The following is a 16992-nucleotide window of genomic DNA, read 5'->3' as shown; positions in this document are numbered from 1 at the left end:
GGCGACGCGAATCCGTTATGGCCGCGGTGGACCGTACGGCGGGTACTGCTGTGGTGCCTGATTCGGCTGCTGCTGCGGATACTGCTGGGGCGGCGGTCCGTACTGCGGCGGTCCGTACTGCGGCGGCTGCTGGGGCGGGTACGGAGGCTGCTGGTGCGGGACGGGCGCGAAGGCCGGAGGCTGCTGCGGAGGTGCGGCGGCGCGGCGGCGGGAGCGGATGAGAGGTACGGCGACGGCCGCGCCGATGAGCAGGGCCGCGCCGATGCCCAGACCGATCCAGAGCCCGGTGTTGCCACCGCCGTCGGACACGGCGGCCGGTGCGGGCTGCTCGGTTTTGTCACCGTTGCCCGCCTCCTGGGACGCCGAGGCTTCGGGCGAAGGCGCCTTGGAGGCCGCTGCCGCGAGGTCGGGCAGCGGATACTCATCGGCCGGCCCGGGATCGCCTGGGTCGGTGAGGGCGATCCGGGGGCGGACCATCCCGTACCCGACGTAGTCGTTCCGCTCGGCGCCGCTGGTCGGGCCGCCGGCGGTGTTGAGCATGACGCGCAGCACCTGATTGTTCGTCCAGTCCGGGTACTTGGACCAGATGAGGGCGGCGGAGGCAGAGGTGAGGGCGGTGGCGTCACTGGTGCCGCCGGCATTGCAGAGGCCGGTCGCACCCGCGCAGGCGGTGATGATGTTGATGCCGGGGGCGGCCAAGTCCACCTCGGGCCCGACCTGTGATGCCTCCGTTGCCTTGATGTCCTTGTCCACCGCTCCCACACCGACGACGCCCGGTGTTGCCGCGGGGTACTGGGTGGCGCCGTACTGCCCGTCGTTGCCGACGGCGGCGAAGATGAGTTTGCCCTTGCCCAGCGCGTACTTGATGGCTTCACGAACAGCGGGGCCGTCGTAAGGACTGCCGAGCGAGATATTGATGACTTTCGCCGCCGAATCTGCCGCGTACCGAATGGCCTCGGCCTGCTTCTCGTCGCCCCGCCTACCAGCGCTGAGATCCACTCTGATGGGAAGGATCTTCGCCCCGGGAGCGAGACCGAACGCACCGTCTCCGCCGTGGCTCTTGCCCGTGGCCGCGATCAGGGCCGCCATGCCCGTGCCATGGTTGCCGAAGTCATCCCGCTCGTCCCCCGGCTTCACGGAGAAGTCCTTGCCGGGCAGCACCTGACCGTCGAGGTCAGGTTCGGGATCGACGCCCGAGTCGATGACCGCGACCGTGACGCCCTCGCCCGTGCTGGTCCGCCACATCTCCTCGGCCTTCATGACATCGAGGTGCCACTGTCTGGAGCGGACCGTCTCGGCGTGGGCCGGAGTGGCCGCCACGCCCGCCAGCAGCAGGCCCAGAGAGCCGGATATGAGCACGTTCCACCGAGTGGTTCGGATGCTGCTGGCGCGCATGTACGGTCCTTCTCACCGGATTCGGGCAGGGGCGGATGGCGACGGTTCAGTCGATGACCGGCGGCACGATACGACGGCCGCCCTGCTGCCAGGTCTCTTCGTCTTCTGTCAGATAGTCGGGGCGCTGTCCGTCCTCGTCCTCGGGACGGCGACCGGGCCGCTGCGTGGAATGCGGCACCATGCCACCGCGTCCGGCCTGCGAGGAACGGGCTCCGCCGTCCGCTCCGGCACCACGGACCAGGCCCGAGCCACCAGGCGTGAAGGGCCGGCCACCGGTCGTCCCGGGCTGCTGCGACCGGCCGGCGACCATGCCACCGGTCTCGCCCGCCAGCCGCCGCCCACCGGCCGTACCGCCGGAAGCGCCAGCGCCACCGCCCATCGCGCCACCGGTCGCGCCGCCCATCGGCGGACGGCCGTGCATCGCCTCACCGCCCACGACCGTGCCGCGCGGGATTCCGCCCGTGGGACGGCCGGAAGCCTGCGGCGGTACGGGACGGCCGCCGACGATGCCGCTGTCCCGTGGCATCCGCGCGCCCGAGGAACCGGCGAGCGGCGACTGCCCGGAGAGCGAGGGCGGGCGGACACCGCCGACCCGGCCTCCGCCGGGCGCCGGTGACGGAGAGCCGCCGAACGCGGGCGGAATCACTCCGACCGGAGGCATGACCGTACTGTCGGGGCGACCTGCCGGAGGGACCACACTCGGTGTGCCGGTCGGAGGAAGCTGGGTCGGCGGCAGCGTGGCAACGCTGTCGATCTCCATGCCCACGGGAATGTCCCGCGACGGCGTCGGCTGATACGTCCGGATCTCCGGGTTCACTCCCTGCATTGTCGGTCCCCGGCTCTCCGTCGCGGCGTGGCGAGCCGATGAGACGGAACCGTCGGACGTGCCACCACCGCCCGCAGACCCCCCGGACCAGGAGGCGTCCTCATTCAAGTCGTACCGTCCAGTCGGCACGAACGTCCCCGGCGGCGGCGGGAACACCGGCGGTTCCTGTGCCCCGATCACGAACGACGACAGCGAGTACGACTGCGCGAGCTTGTTCATCTGCTGAACGGCTTCCGCATGGTCCTCGTTGAGCTTGGCCCGCGCCTCCGAGGCGATCGTCCGCGAATCGGGATCGTTGTGGAACTCCCTGGCCGCTTCGAGGTTGCTCTGCGCCGAAGTGTCCACAGGCGGCAGGCCGGCCTTGACCTCCCTGAGGGTCTGGGCCGCGTCGCCCATCCAGGTCGCGCCCACCGCGCTGTAGTCCGCCAGCAGCAGGGTGGCCTTCCAGGTCTGGTCGCCCCATTCCTCGAATGCCTCGCCCGCCTCGCCCCGCCAGTCCACCGAGGTGATGTATGTCCTGAGATCTTCGCCGATGTCGCTGATGACCGTCGCCGCTTCGGACAGCAGATCGGCGTGGCTCTTGAGGGTGTCAGGGTTCGCGGCGGCGATCATGTTCCGCAGTTCCTGATGCGTGTGCGCCTCGAAGTTGGTGGTGGTCCCTGCGGGCGATCCCCCGCCCCCGCTGTTCTCAAGCATGACTCCGGTCCCTCTTTCCCCGTGCTCCCCGCGTGCCCCGTATTCCGTGCGCTCCCCACATCGCGACAGCCGACGGCATCACGTCAGGAAGCTCCGCCCGACGAGTCCCCGCCGCCTCCCGCGGACTGATCGTCCGTGGTCCGTTCCCGCTCCTCGCGCCGTTCCTGCTCGCGGCGTTCCCACTGCCGCTGCGCGTCCTGGCTGATGCGCTGCATACGCAGCTTGATCTCGTCATCGATGTTCTCGTATCCCTTGCGGGAGCCGTCGACGGCGATACCCAGGGCCTCGATCTGGCCGGCCAGGCCCTTGGAGAGATTCTGGAGCTCGCTGTGCACCTTGCGGTAGACCCCGTACAGTTCGTCGGCCTCGCCGAAGCCCGTGCCGAGGTCCGCCCTGGCGACTCGTCCGCCCGCCATCTCCGTCGGCGCCGCCGACGAGTTGTCAAGCCTGGTCAGCAGCCCGTCCACCCGGTTCTTGAACTTGATCAGCTCCGACGCGTCGACATTCAGGTCCGCGGACCCGCCTCCGCCGCCGCTCCCGCCGCTCGCCGCACTCTCCACGGGCAGCCCCGGATACACCGGCCGTCCCGTCCCGTCGTCCTCCGCCATCGACGTCTCCCCCGTCGCCCCGTCTGCCCCGTCCAACGCACCTACGGAGATCACTGTAGCGAGCGCTTACGACAGTACGCATCCCGGCCTTGCAGCTGCAACGCGGATTACGGCACTACGCGTTGGGAACCGCGACCGCCGCCTGCGGGCGGATCGGCAGACGGCTGACCGGGCGGCCCGTCGCGGCGCGCACCGCTGAGGCCACCGCGGCCGGGGAGGTGACCACCGGCGCCGCGCTGGCCGGTTTGGCGCCGAAGGGCGCCACGACGTCGCGTTCTTCCACGAGTTTCACGATGCGAATGTCCGGTGCGTCCAGGGACGTCGGAAGCGCGTAGCCGGTGAGGTCGGGACGGCGGACCAGACCTCTGTTGGTACGGAGGTTCTCCGTCAGGGCCGTACCGATGCCCTGGGTGATGCCGGCCTCGATACGGGTGGCCAACTGCGCCGGATTGAGCACCCGTCCGACATCCTGGGCCACGGCCATCTCGACCACCCGGATCGAGCCCAGCTCGATGTCGACGTCCACGACCGCGCGGACCGCGCAGAAGGCCAGTCCCACGAAGGCGTCGCCCTGGCCCGACTCGTCCAGCGGCTCGGTGGGATGCGGACGGCACTGCGCCGTCGCCCAGAGCTCCTTGCCGTCCATCGCCTCCGTGACCGTGGTGGAGAGCACACCGTCGTACGAGGTGATCTTGCCGTCGGTGATCTGGAGCAGCTCGGTGGACATGCCGAACTTGTGGGCCAGCGGCTGGAGGAGCTGCGTACGGACCATCTTCGCCGCCCGCTCGACCGCGCCGCCCGAGACCCAGGTGTGCCGGCCGTGGGCGGCCGGGCCCGCCGGAGGCTGGTCCGTGTCGACCGAGGCGACATGGACCTCCTCGATGCCCAGCGTCTCCTGGACGATCTGCCGGGCGAGCGTGGAGAAGCCCTGTCCGGTCTCGACGGCCGCGCAGATCACCGTGGCGACACCGTCATGGACCTTGACGGTGGCCGTGGAGACCTCGTCCGCGCCCTCGGCGCCGAGCATATGGACCATACCCAGGGCGTAGCCCACTCCGCGCCGTACCGCGCCCGGTTCGCCCGCGCCCTCCGGGCCGCCGGGCAGCAGCCAGGCCGCCTCCGGAGTATCCTTGGGCAGCGCGGGCAGCGGGAAGTCCCGTACGGCGCCGAGCAGTTCGGCCACCGGGGCCGGGCAGGTGACGGTCTGTCCGGTGGGCAGGATGTCGCCGGTGGCGAGGACATTGCGCATCCGCAGCTCGGCCGGATCGATGCCCAGCTTGGCGGCCAGTTTGTCCATCTGGCCCTCGTACGCGGCACAGACCTGCATCGCGCCCTCGCCGCGCACATGGCCCGACGGCGGGTTGTTGGTGCGTACGGCCCAGCCCTCGATGAAGGCGTGCGGTACGACATACGGGCCGCAGGCGAAGGCCACCGCCGCCGCGAGCGACTCGGACGAGGAGTCCGCGTACGCGCCCGCGTCCAGCAGGATCTGGGCCTCGACCTTGACCAGCCGGCCTTCGGCGTCCGCGTGGTGTCGGTAGCGCAGCAGCGTCGGATGGCGGTGGGCGTGGCCGAGGAAGGACTCCTCGCGGGTCGCGGCGAGTTTGACGGGGCAGCCGGTACGCAGCGCCAGCAGGCCCAGCGGGATCTGGAAGCCCGGGTCCTCGCGGTCGCCGGTGGCGCCGGGCACACCGGTGACGACGACCTTCACCCGTTCCGGATCCAGACCGAAGCAGGCGGCGGCCAGATCGCGGTCGGTGTGCGGATCGGTGGAGGCCGTGTAGATCTCGACGCCGCCGTCGGGTCTCGGTACGGCGAGGCCCGCCTCCGCGCCGATCGGCGCCGGATCCTGGCGGCCGATGCGGTACAGCCCTTCCACGACCACCTCGCCGGTGATCTCCGGGTCGCCGTAGCGCAGCGGGATATGGCGGATCAGATTGCCGTCCGGGTGCAGCGGCTCGGCGGCGAAGGCCTTCTCCGGATCGGTGACCGGATCGAGCACCTCGTACTCGACGGCGATCGCGGCGGCGGCGAGCCGTGCCGTGTCGGGATGGTCGGCGGCGACCGCGGCGATCGCCTCGCCGTGGTGGCGTACGACGTCCGAGGCGAAGACGGGACGGTCGACAACACGGCGGCCGTACGCGGAGTCGCCGAGCACGTCCTCATGGGTGACGACGGCCCGTACGCCCGGCATCTCGGCCGCGGCGGCGGTGTCGACCGAGACGATACGCGCGTGCGGGTGCGGAGAGCGCAGGATCGCCGCCCACAGCAGGCCCTCGGCCCATAGGTCGGCGGCGTACGGGAACGTGCCCTCGGTCTTCGCGCGCGCGTCGGCCGGGGAGAGGGATGCTCCGAGGCCGTGCGCCGGAGGCTCCTGCTGAGGAGCGTCGAGCGCCTGGGCCCCGGTGGCCGCGTCGTTGCTCACGCCATGCCTCCGTCGGGCGAGTGCGGGGGCTGGGCGCTGCCGGCCCCTGGGGGTGCCTGGTGCGGGATGCGGGCTTCTTCGGAGGCCACGGCTGCGGCCTCCGCGCTCGCGGTCCGTTCGGCGACGACTTCGTTCACCGCGTCGAGCACGCCGCGGTAACCGGAGCAGCGGCAGAGATTGCCGCAGAGCGCCTGGCGGGTCTCCAGTTCGCTGGGGGCGTGATTGCCCTCCAGCAGATCGTGGACGGTCATGGCCATGCCGGGGATACAGAAACCGCACTGCACCGCGCCGCACTTGGCGAGCGCCCGCTGGACGTCGGAGGGCTCGCCGTCCGCGGCGAGTCCCTCGACCGTACGGACCTCGGATCCGGCCGCGGTGGCGGCGGGTACGAGACAGGAGGCGACGAGCCGGCCGTCGACCTGGACGTTGCAGGCGCCGCACTCGCCCTGGGAGCAGCCGTCCTTGGCGCCCGCGAGGCCGAGGCGCTCGCGCAGCACGTACAGGAGGGACTCGCCGATCCAGGCGTCGGTGACGGGACGGTCGGCGCCGTTGACGCGCAGGACGTAGGAGCCCGCAGGGTGTTCGGCGCTGTCGCTGCTGCTGGTCAGCGGCTCGGGTTCCGGCTCGGGCTCGGGCTCCGGTTCCGGCAGGGCCTCCGGCTCGGGCGGCGCTACGTGCTCGTGCTCGGCCTCGATACCCGGGCCCGGGTCGTGGGCCGACGGGTCATGTCCCTCGGCGGACACAGGCTGCTCGTTCGGGAGCGGCACGCCCTGAGCGTCGGCCTGTTCCGTCGCCCACGGGGCCGCCGCGCCGCCCGGCAGAGTCGCCGGCGGGCTGCCGCCGCCCCACTGGGCGGCCAGCATCGAGGTACTGAACTCGCCCGATTCATCCGGAAGATCACCGTTCGCGACCGGAATCGTCCACTGGCCGGTCAGCTCGGAGGAGCCGGCGGACTCGGCGGGGACTCCACCGCTCTCCCCGGCGCCCGCGCCGTTCCCGTTCCCGGTGAAGTTCCACTGTCCGGTCAGCCCCGGGTCGTAGCCGCCGCCCTGCCCGTACGACGCCTGGAACTGCCCTCCGCCGTCCTGCCGCGGGTCCGGCCACCGTACGCCGCCTCCCGCGTCCTCCGCGGGCGTCAGCGGCGTGATCTGAGGCGGTACGTATCCGTGCCCCGGCGCGGCCAGCGGCGCGTCCTGGCCGTCCTCCGGAGGGAGCTGTACGAACGCGGTCGACTCGCCGTCGTACTCGCCGCCCTGCGGGACCGGCTGCCAGCCGCCCGGCCCACGCGCGATCCCGCCGTCGGAAGCGGCGTTGCCGGCGTTGCCGGAATTAGCGGCGTTGTCGGCGTGCTCGTTGGTGGTCACGACAGCGCCCTCCCCAGTGCTCGTCGGGCCAGCGTGGCGACCGTACGCCGCAGATGCTGCACGGCGGGCGACACCGGCGGCGCCTCTCCGCCATCGGCCGGTGGCGCCGGATCCGGGATGCACGCGGCGGCGACGTACTCGCCGAAGGCGGCGAGCGCCTCCTGCGTGAGCCCGCGCGCGCCGTCCCAGTCGATCAGCGAGCCGATCCAGCGCTCGGCCTCCAGCGGGCGCAGCGGCATCGGCGCGATCGCGCCGACCGCACAGCGCACTCCGCGCCGCGCCGGATCGAGCACGACGGTGACCGACGCGGTGGCCCGGCCGGGACCGGTCCGTCCCGTCGCCTTCAGAAAGACCTGAGGAGCGTGCAGCAGAGGCACCCGTACGAAGCCGATCAGCTCGGCGGGCGCCAGCATCTCCCGGCCCGCCAGCAGATGCGAGATGGGGATCTCACGGCGCGCGCCGCCGGGGCCCGCGACCACGAGGTCCGCCTCCAGGGCGGCCAGCACGGGCAGGGAGTCGCCGGTCGGGGCCGCGGTGGCGATATTGCCGCCGAGCGTGCCCGCGTTACGGATCTGCGGCGGGCCCGCCGCGCGCGAGGACGCGGCGAGCGCGGGGATGAGGGCCGCGAAGTCGGGCCGGCCCATCCGGGCGTGTGTCAGACCGGCACCGAGCAGGGCATGACCGTCCTGGTAATGCCAGCCGCGCAGCTCGCTGATCCGGCCGAGGCCGACGAGGCCCGCGGGCCTGAGCTGGCCCTTGTTGACGGCCGCCATCAGATCGGTGCCACCCGCGACGGGCACGGCGGCGGGCATCTCCGTGAGCGCCGCCACGGCCTCGTCGAGCGAGGACGGCAGCGTCACGGACTGCGCGGTCTGCGGTGCGTGCGTGGTCAACCCGGCTACCCCTTTCCGGTGTCCCGGTGTCCCGCCTGTGTTGCCGTACCGTACGTGCTCACAGCCCGGACGTGGCAACTCTGGCACATCTTCCGGGCCCGCCGACGCGAGGGTCCGCGAAGGGCGGATCCGTCCCTCACCAGGGGGAAGGTCCGGTTTCACACCTCTTCGCCGTCACATACGGAATGCCACTCTTCGGCGTTCCTTGTACGACTTATCCCACGTACGGTCACACGTACGGCCACGATCCCAGGGGCAAGGGCTCGGGACGCCCGGCTGCCGTCCGTGCTCACACGTTTGGCGGCGACCCCTCGATCGGGCGTCCGAGCACACCGGGCCGGCGCTGCCATGGCAACGGGCCGCCGGGCGGGCGGTATTCGACTCCGAGTGCGTCAAGGCGCCGGTAATGCCCGGCCATCCGCCGTTCGAAATCGGCGTAATCCCGCTCCACGGGCGCCGGGAGCGAGGACCATACCGCCTCGGCGAAGGCGGCCAGCCGCGGGAAGACCTGGTAGTCGACGCGTGAGCGGTCCTGCATCACCTCGGTCCAGACATTGGCCTGGGCGCCGAGCACATGGGCCGCCTCCGCCGCGGTGAGCTGCGGCGGTACGGGCTCGAACCGGTAGACGTCCTCCAGGGTGCGGACATATCCGATGGGCATCGGCTCGTCCTCGCCCGCCGCCTGACGGTGGTCCAGATAGACCTGCTGCTCGGGACACATGACCACGTCGTGGCCCGCCTTGGCGGCGGCGATCCCGCCCGCGTATCCGCGCCACGACGACACGGCGGCGCCCGGCGTCAGGCCCGTTTCCGTCGTCCCGCCCTCCAGGATCTCGTCCCAGCCGATCAGCCGCCGGCCGCGGTCGGCGAGCCAGCGGTCGAAGTGCCTGACGATCCAGGACTGGAGCCGGTCCTCGTCGGCCAGTCCCAGCTCCCGCATCCGGGCCTGGGCGGCCGGGGAGCGCCGCCACTGGTCCTTGAGGCACTCGTCGCCGCCGATGTGGATGAACGGCGAGAACGGCGACGAGGACAGCGGGAAGAGGTCGAGGAGTTCCTCGAAGACGCCCTCGTAGAAGCGGAGGGTGTTGTCAGTGGGGGCGAGTACGTTTGCGGTAATGCCCCAGGTGTCCCAGACGGCGAGGGAGGTCGTGTCGATGACATCGGGGTTGCCGAGTTCCGGATACGCGGCGATGGCCGCCTGCGAATGGCCCGGGATATCGATCTCGGGGACGACGGTGATATGCCGCTCGGCGGCGTACGCGACGATCTCGCGGATGTCGTCCTGGGTGTAGTAACCGCCGTGCGGCTTCTCGTCCCACAACTCCGAGGCGCGGTGGCCCCATTTGGTGTGCGAGCGCCAGGCGCCGACCTCCGTCAGCCGTGGATGGCGCTTGATCTCCACGCGCCAGCCCTGGTCGTCGGTGAGATGGAAGTGGAAGACATTCAGCTTGTGGGCGGCGAGCAGGTCGAGATAGCGCAGGACGCCGTCCTTGGGCATGAAGTGCCGTGACACATCGAGCATCAGCCCTCGCCAGGCGAAGCGAGGCGCGTCCTCGATGACGGTCGGCGGCACGGTCCACGCGCGCCCGGGAGCGATGGGCGCGGCGCGGTAGGCGTCGGGGCCGAGCAGCTGACGGAGAGTCTGCGCTGCCCAGAAGACACCGGCGGGCCCGCCGCCGTCGATACGGACCGCCTCCGTGTCGACGGCGATCCGGTAGCCCTCGGGGCCCGACTCCCGTGCGATATCAGGGCTGATGCCGAGGACGATCCGGCTGCCGTGGCCGGAGCGGCCTGAGCGCCCTGAGCCGCCGGTGCCGGGGCCGTCGGGAAGCGCCAGCCCGGTGGCGGCGCCCACGGCCGTACGGAGCCAGCGGGCCGTGCCCTCCGTACCGGGCGCCGCCTCGATCACCGTCCGGCCGTCGAGCGGGAGAGGACCGGCTCCCGGCGGTGCGGGAGCGGTCCGCCGGGGATTCGGGATCAGGCTCGGGATCGGATCCATCTCGTGCGTCCTCAATCCTTGACCGCGCCGCCGAGTCCGGAGACCAGGCGCCGCTGTACGAGTACGAAAAAAACCAGCACCGGAATGGTCATCACGGTGGACGCGGCCATGATGCCGCCCCAGTCGTTCTCGTCCGGTTTGAAGAAGACCAGCAGCGCCATGGGAAGCGTCGACCGGGAGGTGTCGCTGATGATGAAGGACTTGGCGAAGAGGAAGTCGTTCCAGGTCGAGATGAAGGAGAAGACGCTCGTCGCCACAAGCCCGGGGAAGACCAGCGGAAAAAGGATCTGCCACAGGAACCGCGTGCGGCTCGCGCCGTCGATGTACGCGGCCTCCTCCAGCGCTTCGGGCACCGCCTTGACGAATCCCCGCAGCATCCACACCGCGAACGGCAGTGAGAAGGCGAGATGCGGCAGGACGAGCGAGCCGAGCGTATTGAGCAGCCCGGCGTCCCGCATCAGGAAGAACAGCGGGATGGTCAGCGCCTCGACCGGCACCATCTGCGCGACGAGGAACATGATCAGCAGCGTCGTACGGAATCGGAAGCGGAAGCGGGTCACCGCCGTGGCCGCCAGAAACGCGATCAGCGCGGAGACGATCACGACCGTGCCCGCGACCGCCAGGCTGTTGAGGAAGTACCGCCCGAATTCCTGCTGTTCGAAGACGCGGCGGAAGGAGTCGAGCGACGGCGAGAGCGTCCAGGGACGGGCCTCGGTGGACTGGATCTCGCCCGCCGGTTTGACCGCCGAGAGGACCATCCAGTACAGCGGAAAGGCCACGATCACGGCGATGACAAGGGCCGATGCCTCGGCGGCCAGCCGCCAGGGACGGCGAATACGGAGCAGGTTCACAGTTCTTCTCCCCGGCGCCGGATCAGTCGCAGATAGCCGAGTGTGACCGCCAGCAGAATCAGCAGCATGACCACACCGATCGCCGAGCCCAGGCTGTACTGCGAGGAGGCGAAGGCCTTCTGATAGGCGTACACATTGAGCACGAGATTCTGGCCGGCGATTCCGCCGCCGTTGGTCATCACATAGATCTGGGTGAAGACCTTGAAGTCCCAGATGATCGACTGAATGGTGACGACCAGCAGGATCGGCCGCAGCATCGGCGCGGTGACGGACCGCCAGATACGCCACTGCGAGGCGCCGTCGAGGGAGGCCGCCTCCAGCACCTCGCCCGGGACCGCCTTGATGCCCGCGTAGACGGTCACCATCACGAACGGGAAGGAGCACCAGACAACTTCGAGCAGCACGAGCATGAAGGCGCTGTAACGGCCGTACGTCCAGGAGAAGTCACCGAGCCCCAGCAGCCGGTTGACGGGGCCGTAGTCCGGGTCGAAGAGAAAGACCCAGACCGTGGAGCCGGTGATCGCCGGAGTGGCCCAGGCGCCGAGGGCGGCGAGCATCAGCGCGAGCCGGGGCAGGGCCCGGACCCGGGTCAGCAGCACGGCGAGCGCGCAGCCCACCGCGAGCGTGGCGAGGACGCACGCGGCGGCGAAGACCACGGTCGCCAGCAGCACCTGCCAGAACTGGCTGTCGCCGAAGAGCTCCGCGTAGTTGCCGAAGCCCTTGAAGGTGGTGGGTTCACCACCGCTGACCTGGGCCTGGGTGTACTCCAGAAAGGAGATCAGACCGAGCTGGTAGATCGGGTAGACCAGCAGCCCGCCGAGGACGACAAGGGCGGGCGCGAGATACAGCCAGGGCGTCCAGCCTCCCTCGCCAGCGCGCCGGGGGCCCGGCCGTGAGCCCTTACGGCCGGCGGCTATGAGCGCCGCCGGGCCGTCGGTGCGGTTCGTCATCGCGCTCAGCTCGCGGACGCGAAGGCCGCGTCCATCTTCTTCGCGGCCTCGTCGGACGCCGTGGCGATGTCCTTACGGCCGCTGACGATCTCCTGGAACATGGTCGGCAGCACGAGCGAGGAGTCGATCTGGGCCCAGCCCGGCGACGCGGGAACGAACTTGGCGCCCGCGCCCAGTGTCCGCACGAAGGGCTCGACGAACGGCTCCTTCTTCGCCGAGTCCGCCAGCACATCCGTGTACGTCGGCAGGAAGCCCATCGCGTCGAACAGCTTGGCCTGCGTGTCCTTGCCGGTGAGCGACTTCAGCAGATCCACCGCGAGCGTCCGGTGCGAACTGCTCTTGAGAACACCGATGTTGTTGCCGCCCGCGAACGCCGGCGCGACCGAGCCCGCCGTGACACCGGGCAGCGGCACGACCGCGTACTTGCCCTTCACCGAGCCCGCCTCGACGGCCGCGTGACTGAAGTCACCGCCTATCGCCATCGCGGCCTGGCCCGAGGCGAAGGCCGTCACCGTCGCGTTGCCGCCCATCGAGGCGCACTTGGCGGCCGGACAGTTGTCGCCGCCGAAGAGGGAGGTGTAGGCCTCGATGCCTTTGCGGGCGGCCGGGCTGTTGACCGCGGCCTTGTACGTACCGCCGCTCTCCTCGGCGAGTTCACCGCCGTTCGCCCAGAGGAACGGCATGGCGCCGTAGGTGTACGCGCCGCCGACCGCGAGCCCGTACAGCTCGGGCTTCGCCTTGTGGATCTTCCTGGCCGTGGAGATCAGCTCGGCCTGGGAGTCCGGGACCCCGATCCCCAACTCCTTGAAGACATCGGTGCGGTAGTAGAGCGCGCGCACACCGACGAAGAGCGGCGCGCCGTAGATCTTGCCGTCCACCGTGACGGACCGCTTGGCCGTCGGATCGGTGTCCTTGGCCTCGTCCCAGGCGTTGAACTCCGCGGTGACATCGGCGAGTCCGCCGTCCTTCACATATCCGGCCGTGTCGGTGTTGCCGTACTCGACCAGATCGGGCGCGCTCTTCGGGTCGTTGAACGCGGCCTTGATGCGCTGGGCGCGGGTCTCGACCGGGATGTACTCGATCTCGACCTTCGTGTCCTTGTGCTCCTTGCCGAAGGCGGCGACGGCCGCGTCGACGACCTGCTCCTTGGGCTTGTTGCTGACCTCCTGGAAGAGCCAGACGCGCAGGGTGCCGCTCTTCTCGTCCTTGGTCGCGCTGGTGTCGGAGGTCTGCGGCGCGCAGGCGGTGGCGGTGAGGCCGGCGAGCGCGAGAGCCGCGATCGTGGCAACTGTGCGGGCACCTGTGGCCACTGTACGGGCGGCTGTACGGGCAGAAAGCTTCATCCGGAGTCCCTACGAGTTGGCGTTGCAGCATGCGCAACGCGCGTTTCGTGCTGCACAACACGCAGGAGACTAGGCATGGCTGGATCACGCCGACAAGTGGTCTCAACCATTTCGTTGCAGCGGACACGGCGGCGAAACAGCGGCGGCGACGGCCGGAAACGCACGACGGCCCCCGGGACGCACACAGGTGCGCGCCCCGGGGGCCGTCGGCGACGGAGGACCAGCCGTTACTTCTTGCTCTTGTCCTTACCGCCCTTGCCCTTGTCCTTGTCCCCGCCGGGACCCATGGACTCGTAGATCTCCTTGCACATCGGACAGACCGGATACTTCTTGGGGTCGCGCCCCGGTACCCAGACCTTTCCGCACAGTGCGACCACCGGAGTGCCGTCGAGGGCACTCGCCATGATCTTGTCCTTCTGGACGTAGTGGGCGAAGCGCTCGTGGTCGCCGTCGCCGTGCGACACCTGTGGTGTCGGCTCCACGAGGGTGCCCGTACCTGCCCCGCGCTCGGGCTCAAGAGTGCTCATGGGAGCCAAGGGTACCCACGAAGGGCCGGTATCGGAGGCTCCGGGTCCATGCACTCCGCATCCGTACGCTCACACATCGCGCCGACACGCCGACCGCACCTCGGCCGGTGCCCTTACGAAGAGTCAGTTGAGGGAGGGATCGTCCGGGTATGTCGCGACCATGGCCAGCTCACTGCGCTGCCGTCGCAGCACCGCCCGCCAGAGCCGCTCGGGACGCGGCGACGACACATCGCCGGGCTCCGACTCCACGACGTACCAGGCGCCTTCACGCAGTTCGGCCTCCAACTGGCCCGGGCCCCAGCCCGCGTAGCCGGCGAAGATCCGCAGCGAGCCGAGCGCCCGCGCGACCAGCTCCGGCGGAGTCTCCAGATCGACCAGGCCGATCGCGCCGTACACCCGGCGCCAGCCCAGCGGTCCGTCGTCGCCCGGGATGACGGCGAGCCCGAGCGCCGAGTCGAGCGAGACCGGACCGCCCTGGAAGACCACACCGGGCTCGCCCGCCAACTCGCCCCAGGGCTCCAGAATGTCTCCGACGTCCACCGGCGTCGGCCTGTTGAGGACCACGCCGAGTGAGCCCTCCTCGTCGTGATCGAGCAGGAGGACCACCGCGCGGTCGAAATTCGGGTCGGTGAGGGCGGGTGTCGCGACGAGCAACCGCCCTGTGAGCGAGGACACCTCCGTCATGCGACACATGATCCCGCATCTTCGCGCTCCACGGGGTATGCCCGGCGCGGTCCGCGTGCGCGCAGCTCAGGGCGCACGGCGGCAGCGGGAGCGCACGGCCCGGAAAGGTCGCGGCCGGTGACCGTCCGCGAGGGACCGGGAACGGTATGTGTCGTACCGGATTCCATTCCGCACCGGCTCTGTCCCGGGCCTTACGGCACAGGGGGCCCGGCCCCTTACCCTTTTCCTTGGCCACCTGCCCGCCCACTCCGGAACGCGAGATTCATGACCGGCACAGACGATGTAATGCTTGTCCACGGCGGAACTCCGCTGGAGGGCGAGATCCGGGTCCGAGGCGCGAAGAACCTGGTGCCGAAGGCGATGGTCGCCGCACTGCTCGGCAGTGGCCCGAGCCGGCTGCGCAATGTGCCGGACATCCGCGATGTACGGGTGGTGCGCGGACTGCTCCAGCTCCACGGCGTGACCGTGCGTCCCGGCGACGAACCGGGCGAGCTGATCCTCGATCCGACGCATGTCGAGAGCGCCAATGTCGCCGACATCGACGCCCACGCGGGTTCGTCGCGTATTCCGATCCTCTTCTGCGGTCCGCTGCTGCACCGGCTCGGCCATGCCTTCATCCCGGGTCTCGGCGGCTGTGACATCGGCGGCCGGCCGATCGACTTCCACTTCGACGTACTGCGCCGGTTCGGCGCGACGATCGAGAAGCGCGCGGACGGCCAGTATCTGGAGGCGCCGCAGCGGCTGCGCGGTACGAAGATCCGGCTGCCCTATCCGTCGGTCGGCTCGACGGAGCAGGTGCTGCTGACGGCCGTGCTGGCCGAGGGCGTCACGGAGCTGTCGAACGCCGCGGTGGAGCCGGAGATCGAGGATCTGATCTGTGTGCTCCAGAAGATGGGCGCGATCATCTCGATGGACACCGACCGGACGATCCGGATCACCGGTGTCGACCGGCTCGACGGCTATACGCACCGGGCCATCCCGGACCGTCTGGAGGCGGCCTCCTGGGCGTCGGCGGCGCTGGCCACCGAGGGCAACATCTTCGTGCGCGGCGCACAGCAGCGGTCGATGATGACCTTCCTCAACACCTACCGCAAGGTCGGCGGCGCCTTCGAGATCGACGACGAGGGCATCCGCTTCTGGCATCCGGGCGGCTCGCTCAACGCGATCGCGCTGGAGACGGATGTGCATCCCGGCTTCCAGACCGACTGGCAGCAGCCGCTGGTGGTGGCCCTGACGCAGGCCTCCGGTCTCTCCATCGTCCACGAGACGGTGTACGAGTCGAGGCTCGGCTTCACCTCCGCGCTCAACCAGATGGGCGCGCACATCCAGCTCTACCGCGAGTGCCTGGGCGGCTCCGACTGCCGCTTCGGCCAGCGCAACTTCCTGCACTCCGCGGTCGTCTCGGGGCCCACCCGGCTCCAGGGCGCCGATCTGGTCATCCCCGACCTGCGCGGCGGCTTCTCGTATCTGATCGCGGCCCTGGCGGCCCAGGGCACCTCCCGGGTGCACGGCATCGATCTGATCAACCGCGGCTACGAGAACTTCATGGAGAAGCTGGTGGAGCTGGGCGCGAAGGTCGAGCTGCCGGGCGGCGCGCTCGTCTGACCTCGCCGGATCCGGCCGGACCGGACCGGCTGGACCGGATCCGGCCCGGCGGGAAGAAGTCCGGCACACCCAGGGGCGGCCACCCGGTCCGGGTGGCCGCCCCTGAGCGTTGCCTATGGATGCTGTGGATGCGTCTTACTTGCCCTTGGCGGCTTCCTTGAGCTTGGAGCCCGCGGAGACCTTCACGCTGTAACCGGCCGGGATCTGGATCGGGTCACCGGTCTGCGGGTTACGAGCGGTGCGAGCGGCACGGTGGGTGCGCTCGAAGGTCAGAAAGCCGGGGATGGTGACCTTCTCGTCGCCCTTGGCGACGACCTCGCCGACCGTCTCGGCGAGAGCGGCCAGCACAGCGTCGGCGTCCTTGCGGGTCACCTCGGCGCGGTCGGCCAGGGCGGCCACCAGCTCACTGCGGTTCATGTTGTTACTCCCGTGTTCTTCTTGCCTGTGAGGCGTGAGATCGAAGCCGATGCTGCCAGGGCCCTCGGACAGTCCCCGGACCCGGGTCTGCTGACAGACCCTCGCGCCCGAATACGCATCCTGCCCCCACCAGCGGCGGGAAAGCCAATCCGGCACCCTCCGGAGTCACACGAAAAGCGCCACTGCCTCGTCGTCGTGACGTTCCGTGGACTCTGTGGAGACTCCTTGGAGCCTTGGAGCCCTGAACCCCCCGAAGGCCCTGAAAACCTCCCTGGAGCGGCGGGGCTCATGGTCCGCCACCCTAGAGGGGCCCGTGGGGCCCGGCGAATCGCGACGCGCCGGGCGCGGGCGTACGTGGGAAGCGCCACAGCCGTGCGCCACCTGGGCGGATACCCGGTTACGGGCTCGC

At 70.3% G+C, this 16992-nt stretch carries 14 protein-coding genes; 1 reads left to right on the top strand and 13 read right to left on the bottom strand.

The genetic code is table 11. From position 1 onward, the window contains the following. Nucleotides 1-15 precede the first annotated feature (15 nt). The 12 genes from mycP to ACFV6H_RS29970 all read right to left on the bottom strand — a co-directional run bounded on the left by mycP (nucleotide 16) and on the right by ACFV6H_RS29970 (nucleotide 14561). Entirely contained in the window at nucleotides 16-1395 is a 1380-nt protein-coding gene (gene mycP, locus ACFV6H_RS30025) for a type VII secretion-associated serine protease mycosin (protein ID WP_385548390.1), read from the bottom strand. Nucleotides 1396-1441: 46 nt separating this feature from the next. Next, nucleotides 1442-2917, bottom strand: coding sequence for a hypothetical protein (locus tag ACFV6H_RS30020; protein WP_385548387.1), 1476 nt, complete (start codon nucleotides 2915-2917; stop codon nucleotides 1442-1444). A gap of 83 nt (nucleotides 2918-3000) precedes the next feature. Beyond that, nucleotides 3001-3525 carry a hypothetical protein gene (locus tag ACFV6H_RS30015; RefSeq protein WP_384986506.1) on the bottom strand — a complete coding sequence of 175 codons (525 nt, stop codon included), beginning with the start codon at nucleotides 3523-3525 and terminating at the stop codon, nucleotides 3001-3003. Nucleotides 3526-3640: 115 nt separating this feature from the next. Beyond that, nucleotides 3641-5950 (bottom strand): xanthine dehydrogenase family protein molybdopterin-binding subunit, encoded by a 2310-nt coding sequence (locus ACFV6H_RS30010; protein ID WP_384778497.1) that lies wholly within the window; start codon nucleotides 5948-5950, stop codon nucleotides 3641-3643. Then, nucleotides 5947-7314 (bottom strand): (2Fe-2S)-binding protein, encoded by a 1368-nt coding sequence (locus tag ACFV6H_RS30005; protein WP_385548382.1) that lies wholly within the window; start codon nucleotides 7312-7314, stop codon nucleotides 5947-5949. Before ACFV6H_RS30005 ends, ACFV6H_RS30010 begins: the two co-directional genes overlap by 4 nt. Then, nucleotides 7311-8207, bottom strand: a complete 897-nt coding sequence (locus ACFV6H_RS30000) for an FAD binding domain-containing protein (RefSeq protein WP_384778503.1) — start codon at nucleotides 8205-8207, stop codon at nucleotides 7311-7313. The genes ACFV6H_RS30005 and ACFV6H_RS30000 overlap by 4 nt, the downstream gene beginning before the upstream one ends. Before the next feature lie 289 nt (nucleotides 8208-8496). Further along, the gene (locus ACFV6H_RS29995; protein WP_385548378.1) at nucleotides 8497-10206 is read right to left on the bottom strand and encodes a beta-N-acetylhexosaminidase; all 1710 of its coding nucleotides are present in this window, start codon (nucleotides 10204-10206) and stop codon (nucleotides 8497-8499) included. A gap of 11 nt (nucleotides 10207-10217) precedes the next feature. After that, nucleotides 10218-11057, bottom strand: coding sequence for a carbohydrate ABC transporter permease (locus tag ACFV6H_RS29990; protein WP_385548375.1), 840 nt, complete (start codon nucleotides 11055-11057; stop codon nucleotides 10218-10220). Next, nucleotides 11054-12007 carry a carbohydrate ABC transporter permease gene (locus ACFV6H_RS29985; RefSeq protein ID WP_385548372.1) on the bottom strand — a complete coding sequence of 318 codons (954 nt, stop codon included), beginning with the start codon at nucleotides 12005-12007 and terminating at the stop codon, nucleotides 11054-11056. The genes ACFV6H_RS29990 and ACFV6H_RS29985 overlap by 4 nt, the downstream gene beginning before the upstream one ends. A gap of 5 nt (nucleotides 12008-12012) precedes the next feature. Next, the gene (locus ACFV6H_RS29980; protein WP_385548369.1) at nucleotides 12013-13350 is read right to left on the bottom strand and encodes an extracellular solute-binding protein; all 1338 of its coding nucleotides are present in this window, start codon (nucleotides 13348-13350) and stop codon (nucleotides 12013-12015) included. 227 nt (nucleotides 13351-13577) lie between these two features. Beyond that, on the bottom strand, nucleotides 13578-13877 hold the full coding sequence (locus ACFV6H_RS29975; protein WP_066953876.1) for a DUF3039 domain-containing protein: 300 nt from the start codon (nucleotides 13875-13877) through the stop codon (nucleotides 13578-13580). A 123-nt stretch (nucleotides 13878-14000) separates the two neighbouring features. Continuing rightward, nucleotides 14001-14561: a YqgE/AlgH family protein gene (locus tag ACFV6H_RS29970; protein WP_093591856.1), complete on the bottom strand. Its 561-nt coding sequence runs from the start codon at nucleotides 14559-14561 to the stop codon at nucleotides 14001-14003. A gap of 264 nt (nucleotides 14562-14825) precedes the next feature. On the opposite strand from ACFV6H_RS29970, the gene murA reads away from it, so the two are divergent. Further along, nucleotides 14826-16166: a UDP-N-acetylglucosamine 1-carboxyvinyltransferase gene (gene murA, locus ACFV6H_RS29965; RefSeq protein ID WP_066953870.1), complete on the top strand. Its 1341-nt coding sequence runs from the start codon at nucleotides 14826-14828 to the stop codon at nucleotides 16164-16166. 135 nt (nucleotides 16167-16301) lie between these two features. On the opposite strand, the gene ACFV6H_RS29960 is transcribed toward murA, so the two are convergent. After that, nucleotides 16302-16583, bottom strand: coding sequence for an HU family DNA-binding protein (locus ACFV6H_RS29960; protein ID WP_004571953.1), 282 nt, complete (start codon nucleotides 16581-16583; stop codon nucleotides 16302-16304). Between the last annotated feature and the right edge of the window lie 409 nt (nucleotides 16584-16992).

Source organism: Streptomyces sp. NPDC059743 (assembly GCF_042732975.1).
Taxonomy (GTDB): Bacteria; Actinomycetota; Actinomycetes; order Streptomycetales; family Streptomycetaceae; genus Streptomyces.
Note: the sequence above shows the minus strand (reverse complement) of the source record. Positions and strands in the feature narration are given on the sequence as shown.

What these genes read in the sequence shown, in the direction of transcription:
- murA (WP_066953870.1), top strand. Translation starts at nt 14,826, where the DNA reads ATGACCGGCACAGACGATGTAATGCTTGTCCACGGCGGAACTCCGCTG.
- mycP (WP_385548390.1), bottom strand. Translation starts at nt 1,395, where the DNA reads ATGCGCGCCAGCAGCATCCGAACCACTCGGTGGAACGTGCTCATATCC.
- ACFV6H_RS29970 (WP_093591856.1), bottom strand. Translation starts at nt 14,561, where the DNA reads ATGACGGAGGTGTCCTCGCTCACAGGGCGGTTGCTCGTCGCGACACCC.
- ACFV6H_RS29980 (WP_385548369.1), bottom strand. Translation starts at nt 13,350, where the DNA reads ATGAAGCTTTCTGCCCGTACAGCCGCCCGTACAGTGGCCACAGGTGCC.
- ACFV6H_RS30015 (WP_384986506.1), bottom strand. Translation starts at nt 3,525, where the DNA reads ATGGCGGAGGACGACGGGACGGGACGGCCGGTGTATCCGGGGCTGCCC.
- ACFV6H_RS29975 (WP_066953876.1), bottom strand. Translation starts at nt 13,877, where the DNA reads ATGAGCACTCTTGAGCCCGAGCGCGGGGCAGGTACGGGCACCCTCGTG.
- ACFV6H_RS29995 (WP_385548378.1), bottom strand. Translation starts at nt 10,206, where the DNA reads ATGGATCCGATCCCGAGCCTGATCCCGAATCCCCGGCGGACCGCTCCC.
- ACFV6H_RS29960 (WP_004571953.1), bottom strand. Translation starts at nt 16,583, where the DNA reads ATGAACCGCAGTGAGCTGGTGGCCGCCCTGGCCGACCGCGCCGAGGTG.
- ACFV6H_RS29985 (WP_385548372.1), bottom strand. Translation starts at nt 12,007, where the DNA reads ATGACGAACCGCACCGACGGCCCGGCGGCGCTCATAGCCGCCGGCCGT.
- ACFV6H_RS30020 (WP_385548387.1), bottom strand. Translation starts at nt 2,917, where the DNA reads ATGCTTGAGAACAGCGGGGGCGGGGGATCGCCCGCAGGGACCACCACC.